Genomic DNA, 16,048 nt, shown 5'->3' on the forward strand with positions numbered 1-16,048 from the left:
TGTTCGCTATTATAAATACTGATCGTCTCGTTAAATTTATACTGTAAAACTTGTTTAGTGCCTAAGTAGGTTGTCGGAGCGGCCTAAAATGCTTGCGTGACCTTAACTATTTATAAATGTGTTCTATTACTGACCTAATGTGGCCAAATACAGCGATTGATCTGATTAGCTTATAATCTTAGTATGTGCTAAATGCTGCCACTGGTGAACTTGCCGTTAAACTTAATAACAACTGAGTTTCTCCATAGCAATATTAGTCTAAAAATTATATTGCACTATACTGATAGTGTGTTTAGCAGTTAATAGTATATTCGAGAGTTAGGTAAAATTAATTAATACGTGACGTGCGTATGATTTAACCCTATCAGAGTATCAATACCATTGATACCATAAACGTGATTGTGCCTAATATTTTAGGTAGTAGTACTGCTTTATATTTTATTTTACAAGTCTAGATCTGCTATTTTATTACTATCTTGTACGCATGCTGTTGTATATCTATCTATTTTATACGTCGATAAATTTAATAGCGAAAAATGATTTTATTTGCTAAATAAAGTATTTTTCTAAAGACTTGGGTGGCGTATATGTATTTTATTTTATGGTGTTGCGTGCTGCTTATCTTTGATCGCTAGATTAGATCATGCATGTGATATATTTCACATAGACATTGTATATAAATTACATAGCAACAATATATATAGATACGTAGTTGATCTTTTAATCTGCCTGTGCAGACAATTAGATATACCTATAAATTGCTCTAGTTATTTGTTGAAGGCTCATCTAGTTTTTTCAAGAAAAAGTCCTTTAGTACGTTTATGAGTGCTGGCGCTAATCTGGCTATTAAGGTGTTGCATATAAGCTATTAATCTTTTTATAAAGAAACTTTTAACGCGAAAATAATATCTGTTGAAGAAAGTAGATTTACTCCTGCTATGCCAATAGCATGTGATTAATTACTTGATGGCGATCTATAATAACAGAGCAATACTTTAAAGTGAGGCGTATTACGCAAAGTAATACCTATAAGTTTTATTGGCGATGGTATATGGATAGTGATTATGGTAGAGATCACTGTAGACATGATCACCTCATAAAATGTATGTATTGGCATACTAAAAAATGCTATAACCTATCTGGTAATAGTTTTTTTATAGCGTGTCTACTAGTGTAAATATTTAAGGTTGTTAGCCATGGTGACGGCGACGGGTATTAGCATAAAATAGTGCGCATGCTATATTCTTTAATAAACTATAAATATCATATAATTTTTTCAAAAAATATCTTCTTAGTTTAAATTTTTGAGGTGATTGCTATCTATAATATTGTATTATAACGCTTAAAATAATTCATTTGACGAACTGTGCGTAACATCTACTATTCGATGTGTATTAAGGATACATCGGTACTGGCGATAAAAATGTTACATTTTTAGAAAATATGTTGTCTAAATAAAATTTGCGCATATTAGTTATATGTAAAGATTCTTGTTAGGTAACCTTAATTTTTAAGATACCCTAGAAATATTAGTCGGCTTCTCACACTACAGCGATTGAATTGCTAACAAGGCGTTGTATGAATATTTTAGCTGATCATGCTTATTAGTATATGGCTAATTCTTTGTATATTTGTCTATTCTAGAATAGACTGTTAACTATCATTAAGGTAATTGATGGCTTTATATAATGCATATGGTCGATAGCTATGTACATTCTTTGAGAGAATAATGTTTTGTCACATTAGATTTAGGTGGCAATAGCTGTTTTTTTTGGTAAGTAATTAATAGGCTTTTGTTGTATTTGTGGTTGTCGCTATTGTTATAAGTTGTGCTAAAGCAGCCATAGGTAGTGCGCAGGCAATGCATGTTATTCTATAACATCAGCCCTTGTCGCAGTGTAATTAGTGTAGGCTGGTACTTGCTTGCCGAAACATCAATGTATCAGCATATGATGCTAGATATATTAGTATTTTTACGTCTTCAGCCACTAAACTTTATTAGTTTGCACGGTTAATAATCACGATTTAAAAGATTGCAAGTATTAATTAACATAAAATTTATATCCTGATTGTCTTACTAAAATTTGTTTACCAACACATTACGCGATGTCTAAACTACCAGTTTTAGCAAAAGCTTGTGCATCTAGTCATTTTTTTTTAAAAAAGCACTAGCAGATCCAAAAAAGATTCATGTGTATTTAGTTTTACCTTTTAGGTCGATCACTGTGCTGCTAGAAGCTAGAGTTATCTAATTAAAAATATTTAGTCTCTAGATGAGCTATATACACATAGTAAAAAATACTAGAAAGCGCACGCTGTTTAGTTTAGTGATCATGCTTTTATATTGTTATAAATATCCAAAAGCGAAAGCTGCTATTTATCTTCTATAGCTTTGTATGCTACTAGCTTTAGGTTATTTTTCATAGGCTCTAGGAGATTACTAGCCACGTGATTTTCTAGCATTGATACATGATACTTTAGAATCATTATTAGCCGTAGGAGTGCTTATGGTTAATCTTATTGATGATTTGGCGTAATTTGACTTATTGAGTACAAGAAAAGATGATAATTAGCTATTGTTAGATTTTATCTAACAATAGACACTGAACAGCTTTAGTATAGGCTATCATGAAAAGTATTGTTATATAGTTTGCGCTATGCTGGAGTGGTGTGAGCTACGATACTAAAAGTGTAGCATATTTTTACGGCGATGGGATCGTTCTATATAAAAATTCTGACGCATATAGGCTTGTGTACAATGTGCCTATGATGCCAATGGATTTATGGTTGATCGGGTATCTTAGTGATATCTTGAGCCAAGATTATCTTTAGCAACTATAACTGCACTATGATGTTGGGTAAATTTTGCAGCGGCGGATAGCGAACACTAATGTGCTGGACATGCAATGATGTACTGCGGCTTTAGTTTATAATGCTAGCCATGAAGAGATATGCACTCTTGTTGTGCTGTCATGAATGGCTACAACGTTATTGCGTATGAGTGTACCAGATAGTAACGTCTAAGACGTTAGAGATATTTTAACAGTAATGTAGAATTGGAATGCTTATTGGTTTTTTAGGTACCGACATTACTGTGTCGGCATAATGGAAGGTCATAAGAATAGTAATGTTATAGCGCCTATTACGTATATGTTAAGATTAAAAATATAACGGAAAAAATAATACGGTTAGTATGTAGCTTGAAGTAAAGCGCTATTTATTCACAAGAAGAAAGTACAGTAATTACTGTACCGTAGTCATTACAAACAAGTAACCAATCTGTCACTGTAGAAAAAATCTTGGTAGTTTAACGTTTGTAATTTTTTAAACGTTATAAACGACAGCTGCATAAAGCCACAATTTTTAAAGTTAGTGGGCCCACACGGACTTGAACCGTGGACCAAAGGATTATGAGTCCTCTGCTCTGACCAGCTGAGCTATAGGCCCTTATGATGTGTTATGAATTATAGCAATAATTGCATTGCTGTGCCATATGCAAAAAAATAAATTTTATGAATCATAGTCTTAACAAAAAACTTCAGCGAATAGCAGTAAGTTACAGATGTAATTCTGCGTTTATTTATACACTACTGTAGCAAAACAATTATTGTTGTATGTAGTTGTGCTTTGTATTCGGCAATGTTGTACGTCTAAAATAAATTCTAGTGTATACTAGAGCGACATTACAGTGAATGCATATTATTGTTGATTTTTCAAGAAATATGATGGTAATTACTAGAGGTGGCTAAAAGATAAATAGCCGGTGCCTTAATCGTAATCGTAATGGTTAATTACATGCCTATGTATTTACATTGGTATAGCCCCTTAAGAGCTTTTTGTTTATACTGGTGACAAGTTTTTAATGACATCCAGTTAGATGCAGCTTCGTGGTACGGCAGTGATGTGCTGGCAAAGTTAATTAAATAGTTGTTGGGTTAAAATCATCACAAGCTTATTTTCCATGCTGACATTTGCAGGTATAGCTTTTGGCTTACAGTTTACTACGCTGCAAGCTTATGCGATTTTTTTAGTCATAGTCATTCAGTGTTCAGGTTATACGTCGTTAAAAGTCTATTGATGCTAGAAAATCAATGTTTTAACTATGATCTTGATTTATGGTACAATTAATTTTATACTCGGTATTGCAGCATAATTCATGCTCTAGCGTTATATGTTCATTTAGTGAAATGTTAAAGTCGCTAAAGTAGCTATTTATGCCACTACAGACCTTAACTTTTAAGCAATATACTGCAGCATTAGTCTTTTTTAGTAAAGTAGCACAGTAGATATCGTACTGCTAGTATGGGTTAGTGTTGATGTTAGCGCTGATACAAGACTCATACCTAGCTTCTTTTGAAGAATTCATTTAGTAAATCTTAGCAAAGTAGGGGAACAGGTATTTGTATCGCTGGTTTATTACAAATCAAGCAGTAAACTACTCTAGTTTATCACTATCTATCTGCTTCGCTATATCGATGTAGTATGGTTGCTCTTAGAAGTATATGGCGATACCTCTAAGGTTTAGATTGTTGTTAATATGTCTGAAATGTTTCAGATTGAAGAATAGTGTAGCACTTTAGTTTCCCTATATTTATGGTTATTTAGTGTGACTGATAGTTAAACTATCAAACAAAATCTAATTGGATGTATCAGTCAATTAGTTGTGATACGATTAGGGTGGAGATATCTATAGATATTGTAATTAAGCTAGCAATTAAATTTTATCAATTAATTATAAAAATTTTTTTGCTGTGTGATCAGCGATCAATATACCTTTGTCAATTTTCTCGTCTATCGTAATAGGCCGTAACAGTTTTGTCCTGTATTGTGTTAACTAACATGTAATATTTTTAGCTAAAAGTACCGTCTTCATTATCATAATAAGTAATTGGTAGTTTAAGGTTTTGCGCAGACAGAGTGAGATCTGTTAGAGCAGTAAATATAGTAGATAATATCACGTACAAAACTTTTACATTGAATTAATTTTAGTATATTCTGTATGTCTATCAATGTTTACCTAAATCTCTCAAGTTTAGACTTGATTAGTTGAGCAATATCGTGCTTGTGAAGCTAGGAAAATTAGTAATAGTTATTGCTTACTTCAATCCAGTGTATTTTTACTACGCTAGCGGCTGAACCATAGGCTATTAATTTAGTTACGGAGGTTTTTGACAAATTTATTTTGAGACTTCAAATAGTTACTAGATTTCTTTAGGTTGAATTATTACACGTAGTGTAATCACTAAAGCCTTAGCAATATAAAGCTGGAGTATCTAGACTAAACTTTATCAAGTAAGCGTTTAGCTATAACTGCGCAAAATAGTACTTTAGATTATGGATATTATTAATCTACACTCGTTGCAGTAGATTAAGTTAGACGTTTTAAACGTTATAAATATTTAGTTTAGTAGCTGTTTTACTAACTATTTGTTAGGTTTTCAAGCTGATCTCGTTTTCGAATGTTTTACCCACCTCTAATATGTAGCCAATATATAAAATATTGACAATGCAGATGTTGCAGTATTATGAGAATAATTAGGTTAGCGTTGATATTTTAATATCAAGCATCAAATTGTGCAATATCAATTATTGCTACGCTAAATAAAGTTTAAAATTCCATACACCCATAGACATTAGTCGTTAGTAGCTTTACGTCAAGGATGGTTAGCTTAGCAATGTTTAACTAAGCCTTCTAGTGAAATCCGCGTCACGCTTACCAGTGCTGCGCTCAGTAGTAGTTATTGCTAATAGTCCATAAATCAGGCAGTTGATTTAGAAGGTACGGCACTTAGTAAGGTTGCTAATTCAGTACTGCTATATCTCATAGATTCCGTCTGAGCTGAGGTTATATATCACTGTATTCATAATAACTTTCAGTATTTTCTGATCACGCGGTTTACTCATTACTAATTAGTATCAGTGTAATGTGCAGCTGTTAACATATAAACTATCACTACATTTATTTCATGAGTAGCCATGGCTTGTAATGTCTGACTAGCATTAATGATTACTACTAAGCTTAGTTTACATTATGAGTGCATATCATTTTGTGATAGGTGTAGTCTTCCACTATAGCAATCATTAGGTTGTATAAGTTTTAGATGTTGTGCAGTTTACGCTACGTTTACTGGCGATGATAAACATTTAGAAAAATTTTGGATCAGGTACACATAATCAGTGATGAGGTATTAATAATGATTGCTCGAATACAGTATTCGAAGTGTAGCTAAGAAAACGCTTACTGATTCTAATTATAACTATTAATAGTTAGTTTTCCTGAAGTTAACTGCGTTTTTTATTTAGAAAAAGACTAATTCATTAACTGTTGTAGTTTATGTTAGTGCTAACAGCAGTATTATGGTCAGTAGTCTATATTAGAAAATATTATTTAGTTGTAATATGTTGGGTGGTATTTTGAGGTTGTATACTAGTTATTGTAAGAGATATAGTATTGCGCTGGATTGATTTGTACTTTAATACTAAACCCCCTAGCCTTAATTTAGCAGTTTAGTATTATTCGTCTAGGAAAGAACGTAAATGTTCGCTGCGCGTCGGGTGGCGCAATTTGCGTAGTGCTTTGGCTTCGATTTGACGGATACGCTCGCGGGTTACGTCAAACTGTTTACCGACTTCCTCGAGTGTATGGTCAGTATTCATGTCTATACCAAAGCGCATACGTAGCACCCTGGCCTCACGGGTAGTGAGGCCAGATAGTATATCTCGAGTCGCCTCTTTGAGGCTTTCAACAGTCGCGATATCGATCGGCGACTGCATGGTTGCGTCTTCGATAAAGTCGCCTAAATGAGAGTCATCATCATCACCAATTGGTGTTTCCATGGAAATTGGTTCTTTAGCTATTTTTAATACTTTACGGATTTTATCTTCAGGCATTTCCATGCGTTCGCCAAGCTCTTCTGGGGTTGGTTCGCGACCCATTTCTTGTAACATCTGCCGGGAAATACGGTTCAGCTTATTGATCGTTTCAATCATGTGTACCGGAATACGAATAGTGCGAGCTTGGTCGGCAATGGATCTGGTAATTGCTTGACGGATCCACCAGGTAGCATAAGTCGAGAACTTATAACCGCGACGGTATTCGAACTTGTCTACAGCTTTCATCAAGCCAATGTTGCCCTCCTGGATCAGGTCGAGAAATTGAAGGCCACGATTAGTGTACTTCTTAGCAATGGAGATTACTAGACGCAAGTTTGCTTCAACCATCTCTTTCTTTGCGCGGCTGGCTTTAGCCTCACCAATTGACATTCGACGGTTAATATCTTTAATTTCAGCAATAGTTAAATTGGTTTCGGTTTCAAGTGCAATCAACTTCTGCTGGCAACGGATTATGTCTGGCTGTAGACGACGAATCGCTTCAGCATATTTAGCTTTACCTTTAGTCAGCTCGTCAGTCCAGCTTTCGTCTACTTCGTTGCCAGGAAATTGACGCAAGAAGTCAGTACGTGGCATACGTGCATCACGCACACACAGTTGCATAATTGCTCGTTCTTGAGTACGCAAACGCTCAAGAGCGCTGCGAACGCGATCAACTAGGTTGTCGAATTGCTTCGGTACCAACTTGATTGACATGAAAAGTTCAGCTAGAATTATCAATTGAGCGATTGCTTTCTTCTCGCTGCGTCCGTGCTTTTTCAGAGCTTTGCGGGTTATTTCCATTTGATTAGAAACCGCACCGAAGCGCTGTGCAGCGATGACTGGGTCGGGACCGCCTTCGACTTCATCTTCATCATCTTCTGATGATGTGTCAGTTTTTACGGCTTTAACATCGATATTTTGAGACACCTCTACAGCAGATGGTGCGATATCATCATCTGGGTTAATATAACCGCTCAGAACATCTGACAGACGACCACCTTCTTTAGTAACGCGTGTGTACTCAGAGAGAATATTATCAACCGTACCAGGAAAGTACGCAATTGCACACATCACTTCACGAATACCTTCTTCTATACGCTTAGCAATTTCAATTTCGCCTTCGCGTGTCAGTAGTTCTACGGTACCCATTTCACGCATATACATACGCACAGGATCGGTAGTACGGCCAATATCAGTTTCCACAGCAGCTAAAGCTGCAGCAGCTTCTTCAGCGGTAGCTTCGTCAGTATCGGTGTCCGCAAGCATAAGAGAATCTTTATCTGGTGCAGCTTCAAATACATTAATTCCCATGTCGTTAATCATACGGATAATATCTTCTATCTGCTCTGGATCTGAAATATCCTCAGGCAGATGGTCGTTAACTTCCGCATAAGTCAGATAGCTCTGTTCGCGACCGAGAACTATTAGCTCTTTAATACGAGACTGCTGTTGTGCTTTTCCGGACATAATACCCTACCGACTGAAGGTTTTTTGCGGGCAAAAAAACAAGCCAAGGATTGTACTCGAGTGATGACCTCATACGCCAACTGAAGTCTGGCTTGATGTATAGGCATTTTGTTTTAAGAGGTCGCGTATCTGCTGTGCTATTTGCATGTGCTCTTCAGCCGATAATCCAGGTTGTCTCGCTTTTTTGATCAGCTTATCGAGGATCTGTGTGTGCTGATTCACAGATAACTTAGTTATAGTGTCTAAAAACTGTTGTTCAAGATTATTGCTGTCAATTAGCCATTCTTTTTCCGCAAGTGCTTTAAGAAAGCCACCTTGTTCAGTACCATACCAACGAGACATTAATTGAATTGAGTTTAGCTTAGGGTTTTTCTGTATTGCCTCAATCAAGGCGATCAGTAACTGAGCATAGATATTGCTTGCATTAGCAAAATGTTTAGCACTCTTAACTTTGCTTGCTAATTGAGGATGGTGGATAAGCGCACGCAATGCAATTAATATAGGGGATTCTACTGTGACTGGTATGTATTGATTATGAAGCTTATCGCGATCAACTGGCTTAATGTTCTTGGTACAAGATTTCTTGTGTGATGTATTGTAGTTGACGCCTAGCTTTTTCGCTGCCCATTCTTGCTTGGGCTCATAGGCCCATTGCAGTTGGGAAAAGTTAGAATATTCTTGTGTGGCATTGTAACTCATGCCCAAGTCGTACATGAGTTGCGTCCCTTGCGGCGCGTTGTATATCATCTGGTTGATAGATTTACCGCTTAAGCCGGTAATTTCTATCAACCGCATGTGCATTAGTAATTTTAGGTTAGTATTTGGCATTTTGTCGATCATAGGTGCTGCAATAGCAGCCATATGGGCTTTGCCTTCAATGGAGCGTGGGTCGGTTTCTGCTGTTAGTTGCTGAAAAAAATAGTCTGCTAGTGGTTGCGCGCATTGATTGATACGGGCACGGAACTCGTTGGCGCCTTCAGAGCGCACTAAAGTGTCCGGGTCTTCGCCTTCTGGTAGGCATAGAAAGCGTACACGGCGTCCGTCTAGCACGCTCGAAAGCGTGGCTTTTAGTGCACGCCACGCAGCGTTACGACCAGCTTGGTCGCCGTCGAAGCAGAATAGTACGCTAGGCACAACGCGAAACAAAAGTCGTACGTGTTCTTCGCTAGTAGCTGTGCCTAGTGTAGCAACAGCATTACATAAGCCATGCTGGGCTAGGGAAATTACGTCCATGTATCCTTCTACAACGATTATTTCATCGAGGTTACTAGTGTTTTGACGCGCTTCAAATAGACCATAAAGTTCCTGGCTCTTATGAAATACCTGGGTTTCCGGAGAGTTAAGGTACTTAGGTTTGTCGTCGCTAAGAACGCGACCACCGAAAGCTATGACCTGGCCGCGGCTATTGCGTATCGGAAATATTACACGGTTACGGAAACGGTCATAACATTTGCTAGTCTCAGCATTTTCTACCAGTAAGCCGGCGTCGATCATAGCTTTTTGCTGTAAATTTTCCCTGCCTAGGTATTTATATAGATTATCCCAGCCAGGTGGGGCAAAACCAAGGCTGAAGTCCCTAGCTACTTTACCGGTAATGCTGCGGCTTTTTAGGTACTCCACAGCCACCTTACGCTGTGGATGATTTTTTAGTTCATGACGATAGAAGTTAGCGGCGGCTGTCAGTAGTGTGTATAGTGGCGTATAGGTTGTTTGTTGTGATTTATTTGAATGGCTACCAACTTCGCGATGGATTTTTATGCCGGCTGTTTTAGCTAGTTCTTCAACTGCTCTGGGGAAGTTGAGGTTGTCGTGGTTCATAATAAATCCAATGGCATTGCCGCCCGCACCGCAGCCAAAACAATAATAAAACTGTTTATCGTGGTTGACGTTGAACGATGGAGTTTTTTCTTTGTGAAATGGGCAGCAGGCAGTATAGTTATTATTAACCTTTTTTATTTGTACGCGCGATCTAACGATATCGACGATATCAGTACGGTTTAAAATGTCATCAATAAAGCTTTTAGGAATTAGCCCTGCCATAAGCGCTCTCATCGTTACTTTGTGTAAGTAAAATCACGTGAAGCATTCAGGCGTGCGTATTCTGGTATTTAAACATCATATTTGCCATCTAAATATGTTTGCATGAGTTGTCAGGAAATGCATCTAACAGATATTCACTGATATTAATCTTTAACAAAGTTTAGTTTTGTGGCATATCTACTTTGGAGTCCTAGTTTAGCTTGTGATTATACACTAGAGGTGGCAGTGTATGATGAATAGATAACGCGATTAATCTTTTATATACAAGCCTGAATCTACTTATCATGAGATTTGTTAATTTCTCCGAAAAGATACATACCTTTAGTAGAAAGTAAAAAATTGATTCTTGGCGTGTAGAATATCATTCTACAGCTGTAAGTGAGGCATTATCAGTCAATAAGCATCAAGCGATATGCGCAGATGCCTGCATTTCATCAGAAATGCTTGCTACGTCAAAGTGCTGTGTAGTTAGTACAAGCGAATAGCGCGGCGCTGTTCGCGCTGAACTTTCTTAGCGTGACGCTTAATAGCTGCTGCTGCTTTACGCTTACGCTCAGATGTTGGCTTTTCATAAAATTCACGGCTACGAACTTCAGCCAGAACGCCGGCTTTTTCGCAAGAGCGCTTGAAACGACGCAGAGCTACGTCGAAAGGTTCATTCTCTTTTACTTTGATGGCCGGCATTCATGGTTACCTTCTTTCGACATTACAGGAAAACAACATTTTTGTCGCAAAAAAAATCACGGCTGAGATGACCCTTTTAAGGGTTGTGGATAATAACCCTTTATTATTATAAAAGCAAAGCTTCTCATCAAAAAATCGCTAGCTTAGAATGAGAATGCCTATTAATATCTACGTCACTTCAATTTAGTCTCTACTAAGATGTAAATTAGATGTTGGTATTAGGCATTGAAACTTCTTGCGATGAAACTGGTATCGCACTTTATGATAATGAACGCGGGCTTTTATCCGATGTGTTGTTTAGCCAGATCTCCCTGCACCGTGCCTACGGTGGTGTGGTGCCGGAGTTAGCTAGCCGTGATCATGTGAAGCGCATACTGCCGCTCATTCGCAAGGTGTTCGACAAGGCCTGCTGCGTACCGACAGATCTTGATGCGATCGCCTATACCGCAGGCCCAGGATTAGTTGGAGCCCTTCTGGTTGGTGCCTCTTGTGCTCAGGCGTTAGCGTTTGCTTGGGGTATTCCTGTCCTTGGCGTACATCATATGGAAGGTCATTTACTAGCACCTATGCTGGAAAAGACACCACCACAGTTCCCGTTCGTCGCTTTGTTGGTTTCTGGCGGTCATACACAGCTAGTTAAAGTCGATGGAATTGGTCAATACATACTGCTTGGTGAGTCCATAGACGATGCAGTTGGTGAAGCGTTCGACAAGACTGCGAAAATGATGGGCCTCAATTATCCAGGTGGTCCGGAAATCTCCAGATTGGCCGAAAAAGGCGTATTGGGTCGCTACACCTTCTCTCGTCCAATGTGTGATCGCCCAGGCTTGATGTTTAGCTTTAGTGGTTTGAAAACCACTGCTTTGCAGGCCTGGAAGCATAGTGTTAGTGCCGGCGATAATAGTGAGCAAGCCCGTTGCGATATTTCTATGGCGTTCCAGTTGGCTGTAGTAGAGACTTTAGCTATTAAATGCAAGCGCGCCATGAAGCAAACTGGTATGCAGCGCCTAGTGGTCGCTGGCGGTGTCAGTGCTAATAAAGCTTTACGCACTTCATTAAAGGAAATGCTAGGCGATATAAATTGTGATGTTTTCTATGCGCGCCCTGAGTTCTGCACAGATAATGGCGCAATGATTGCTTACGCTGGGTGCCAGCGATTACAAGTCGGGCAGCACAACGGTCTAACGATTAGTGTCCAGGCACGCTGGCCAATAGAGCAGCTTGTACCGTTATAAATCACCGTATCACTATAACGTAAATCTAGCTTACTAAAGATATGCAACATGCCATTTATGCACTGCAAATTAAGTTATTTAAGTTGTCGTAGTGGTTACAGAAGGTGTTGATTAGTACGGATACAACAAATTTTTGCTAGGCTGCCTAGTAGCGGCAGTATGGTTACATAATTGGTGTTGCTTGGTATATTGCCTGAGCTGCCACTTTGCGAGTTTAGATTGCCTGTCAGATAGTTGTGTAAAGCAGCGATGGATAGCTCGTTCAGTAAGTATAAATAATTACTATTACAAAAAACATGCTCACTATATTTGTGTTAGATTGCCATGTTTGTAACTGGACATTATGTCCTTGTCACACTACGGAGAATATCTTGGACAGATTATTTATTGAAGGCTTGGAAGTCGATACCGTAATCGGGGCCTATGACTGGGAACGCAGTATTAAACAATGTCTGCGCTTAGACTTGAGTGTTGCCTGGGACAATCGTCAGGCCGCAGCTAATGACGACTTGGCCTTAGTGCTCGATTACACTAGTGTGTGTACACGTATTCAGGTATTTGCTGAGAAGTCACAGTACCAACTGTTAGAAACTTTTGCTGAGCAATTGGCTGAAATGCTGATGAGTGAATTCCAGATTCCATGGCTACGCCTCAAGCTGATTAAGCCCGGCGTTATACCAACTATCAATAGTGTTGTAGGCGTGGAGATTGAGCGTAGATGCCGATAACTCAAATTTACCTTGGTTTAGATAAGTAATACATGGCATGAGCTGTATCTGCATGCTTAGTTTGGGCGTATTAGTTATATTCTTGACTAGTGAACGCCGCCTTGCGGTCTTGAAAAGTTAACCAGTTGACATCAAGAGCTGATCATTTTTTAATCTTATGGTGTTGGCCTATACTGATTTATCGTTGATATAGTTAGAATGGTTGCTTAAAACTCATTGAAGCAGATAATTGCCGTATGCTCTTATCGCGAATAATTGCCATTGGATAGTGATGTATTGCTATATGGTGGTCTAGTAGGAAATTTTAATGGTTTGATCCTGTCTTGTAGAGAGATCCTGAAAAATGCCTTTGTTATATTAGCCGTTAGTGTTTATCACACCAAACTATATACACTATAAGAATAGTAAAATACTAGATTAACTATTGCGCGATACGCAAGATCCAGCAAACGCTAATGCCTGTTGTCTTTAAGTAGGAGTGGTCAACAACTTAACCGGAGCGCGCTTTTATAGAGCTTGCTGTTCTTTATAAGCATGTAGAGCTTTAAGCCGCTCATGCTTGAGAGCCTCCCCAAGCTCTTTGCCTTGCAAGGCCTGATTTAGTAAGTGTGATATAGGCACTTCTCGGGCAGCTTGAGCGGCACCACGTAAATACTCTGCCTGCGGGTAACTTCTTTGTTTGAAATCCGTGCATCCACGAGCGTTCATTTCACAGCTCACTATGAACGCTTCAAAGCGCTGCGGTCTGCGATAAATGTCAAAACTCTGCAGTAACTCCAGTAAGGTTGATGGTTTTAGTTCTAGCGCACGGCGTCCGTAGGTGTGATATTGGTTAACTAGTAGGGATAATTCTTGACAATCCTTCGGAACTTTAAAGCGATTGTTTATTGCCTTAATTAGCTTGAAGTTGATGTGTTTGCAGGTCAAATGCTGCGGTAGCTTATCCATAGGTATCAGGTCTTTATTTAAGTTATATAACAAACAAGCCCAACGTATAGTCAAGGGTTGCTGGTGTAAGGCAGTCTGTTCTAATACGTTTAAGGTATGGGTGCCGATATCGATTTCTGATTGGTTAGCTGTAGGTTGCGTTATACCAAACAGCGTGTTTAATTCTGGTGTAAGGCTTTTTAGTGCATTGCAGTCACGAAGTACTTGTATAAAAACTTGAGGCTGATTCTCCATCAGTGCCCGGGAGATTTCTTTCCAGCTACGTTCTGGTGTTAAGGTTGTTAGCTCTTTAGATTCGCTAATTTGGCGCATCAGCTCTAGTGTTTGAGGTGCGATGATAAATCCCAGGCGTTTATAGCGCGCAGCAAAGCGTGCAACACGCAGTACGCGGAGGGGGTCTTCGGCGAACGCTAGTGAAACGTGTCGTAGAGTTCGAGCTTCAAGGTCTCTTTGGCCATTATAGGGGTCAATCAGGTTGCCGTCATCGTCCTCTGCCATAGCATTGATAGTCAGATCGCGTCTAATTAGGTCCTCCTCCAGTGTGACTTTTGGACTTGTATGAAAAATAAAGCCGCCATAACCGCGGCCACTTTTGTATTCGGTGCGGGCTAAAGCGTATTCATCACCATTTTTCGGGTCTAGGAACACTGGAAAGTCAGTACCAACCGGCTTATAGCCATTGGCAAGCATTTCCTTAGTTGTCGCACCAACAACTACGCGGTCGATATCAGTACTCTTAATGCCAAGCAGGCGATCGCGCACTGACCCGCCAACTTTGTAGATTTTCATAAAAAGTCCCTTAATTAATAATTCAAGATACCTGCTTGCGCCTAGTGAATGGAGAATATACTATTATTATATATACGCCTTATTAAGCTCGAGGTGTCTGCAGCTATTACCGTTATGATTAACGTAGTACGTATGTAGTTAGTTGTTATTATAGCTAATTGTTATGTAAAGAGTTTTATGGTAGATGTCAAAATTACATAACCGATAGTAGATGCTTAATTGCCTCTTTAGTGAATTTGTCTAATGGTTGTAGTAGGCTGCCATGGTTTCTTTGTTGGCGCCGTAATAGTTTGACAGGTGGTGCAGTTAACCTGGATTTATTCTGAATTTTACACATTGACTTGCTGTTCTTGGTAGCTATGAATTATATATATTCGTGGGTGTTATAGGATAAAATTTAATTTTTAAGTAATTCATGAAGGTGTAGCGTTAAAACGTAGTTTAGTCTTGATATAATATTATGGTCTGGCATTTTTTTAATAAAATACTTGGTAATTTTATATATAATTTAGCGCTAAAATAGCTCTGATAACATCATATGTTATGCTTCAGAAAGCAAAGTATTGCTTCCTAAGATTTAGCAAAAACGCATATTATCTTTGTTACTGTTTGACGGTTTTCTTAATAAAGGCTATAATATAGATTATTAACCTATTTCTTCAGCACCACTCTTACTCTTTTTAATGCAGGCGTTTTCATCAGTATACATTAGGATAATTGTTTATAGTAGCCAACCGAGCGGTTCATTAAGGTGCAGTAAGAATCGAGTAGCTATTTATATAATATATTGATATCATGGTGCTCCTAAACATTATATAATGTGCTTTGCTTTACGAACATTATACGATCAATGATTAAGTTATGATCAGTCTAAGTGTATAAGACAGTCATTGCCTTTGAAGAAGCTATTATATCCATGGCACGTATGAATCATCACTAATATCTTCATATAGATTCTGTTTCTTACTAGCAGGCATGTAATACTCTATTAATAACCATCTCACTGGCAATGGCCATATAGCAATGATTATTAATCCTTTTAATGCTATGCTTAGGAAAAGTTTGCCTTAAAACTAATGGCATTATACGCTAGGTGTATGTTTACCGAAGCAAAGTTATCCATATCAGTTTGTTCGTCGGTAATCACTTCAATCTGGATATGACTATATCTTTGTGCGTAATCTGTCGCAATGTAGCAGGTTTTCTGATTATATACTTATACTAGTTTAAGTGTTTACTATGAATAAATTAATATTAGTTAGCATGTATGCTTTGTTATGAGTA

The 16,048-nt window shown here is 38.3% G+C and carries 6 protein-coding genes and 1 tRNA gene; 2 read left to right on the forward strand and 5 right to left on the reverse strand.

The window, feature by feature from the left end; genetic code table 11:
* Positions 1–3,373: 3,373 nt before the first annotated feature.
* The 4 genes from C3B55_RS00510 to rpsU all read right to left on the reverse strand — a co-directional run bounded on the left by C3B55_RS00510 (position 3,374) and on the right by rpsU (position 11,064).
* Positions 3,374–3,447: transfer RNA gene (locus C3B55_RS00510), tRNA-Ile, on the reverse strand.
* Positions 3,448–6,513: 3,066 nt separating this feature from the next.
* Positions 6,514–8,340 carry an RNA polymerase sigma factor RpoD gene (gene rpoD / locus C3B55_RS00515; protein ID WP_129210504.1) on the reverse strand — a complete coding sequence of 609 codons (1,827 nt, stop codon included), beginning with the start codon at positions 8,338–8,340 and terminating at the stop codon, positions 6,514–6,516.
* A 69-nt stretch (positions 8,341–8,409) separates the two neighbouring features.
* Entirely contained in the window at positions 8,410–10,380 is a 1,971-nt protein-coding gene (dnaG, locus tag C3B55_RS00520) for a DNA primase (protein WP_129210506.1), read from the reverse strand.
* A gap of 468 nt (positions 10,381–10,848) precedes the next feature.
* The gene (rpsU, locus tag C3B55_RS00525) at positions 10,849–11,064 is read right to left on the reverse strand and encodes a 30S ribosomal protein S21 (RefSeq protein ID WP_129210508.1); all 216 of its coding nucleotides are present in this window, start codon (positions 11,062–11,064) and stop codon (positions 10,849–10,851) included.
* 209 nt (positions 11,065–11,273) lie between these two features.
* Here rpsU and tsaD point away from each other — a divergent pair, with 209 nt between their 5' ends.
* Both tsaD and folB read left to right on the forward strand, forming a co-directional pair.
* Positions 11,274–12,299, forward strand: a complete 1,026-nt coding sequence (gene tsaD / locus C3B55_RS00530; protein WP_129210510.1) for a tRNA (adenosine(37)-N6)-threonylcarbamoyltransferase complex transferase subunit TsaD — start codon at positions 11,274–11,276, stop codon at positions 12,297–12,299.
* Positions 12,300–12,670: 371 nt separating this feature from the next.
* Positions 12,671–13,027 (forward strand): dihydroneopterin aldolase, encoded by a 357-nt coding sequence (gene folB / locus C3B55_RS00535; RefSeq protein WP_129210512.1) that lies wholly within the window; start codon positions 12,671–12,673, stop codon positions 13,025–13,027.
* A 507-nt stretch (positions 13,028–13,534) separates the two neighbouring features.
* Here the strand turns inward: folB and C3B55_RS00540 are convergent.
* Positions 13,535–14,764, reverse strand: a complete 1,230-nt coding sequence (locus tag C3B55_RS00540) for a multifunctional CCA addition/repair protein (protein ID WP_129210514.1) — start codon at positions 14,762–14,764, stop codon at positions 13,535–13,537.
* Positions 14,765–16,048: the final 1,284 nt, after the last annotated feature.

Origin of the sequence: Candidatus Pseudomonas adelgestsugas (genome assembly GCF_004124255.1) — a bacterium.
Classification (GTDB): Bacteria; Pseudomonadota; Gammaproteobacteria; order Pseudomonadales; family Pseudomonadaceae; genus Aquipseudomonas; species Aquipseudomonas adelgestsugas.

What these genes read in the sequence shown, in the direction of transcription:
- tsaD (WP_129210510.1), top strand. Translation starts at nt 11,274, where the DNA reads ATGTTGGTATTAGGCATTGAAACTTCTTGCGATGAAACTGGTATCGCA.
- rpoD (WP_129210504.1), bottom strand. Translation starts at nt 8,340, where the DNA reads ATGTCCGGAAAAGCACAACAGCAGTCTCGTATTAAAGAGCTAATAGTT.
- C3B55_RS00540 (WP_129210514.1), bottom strand. Translation starts at nt 14,764, where the DNA reads ATGAAAATCTACAAAGTTGGCGGGTCAGTGCGCGATCGCCTGCTTGGC.
- rpsU (WP_129210508.1), bottom strand. Translation starts at nt 11,064, where the DNA reads ATGCCGGCCATCAAAGTAAAAGAGAATGAACCTTTCGACGTAGCTCTG.
- dnaG (WP_129210506.1), bottom strand. Translation starts at nt 10,380, where the DNA reads ATGGCAGGGCTAATTCCTAAAAGCTTTATTGATGACATTTTAAACCGT.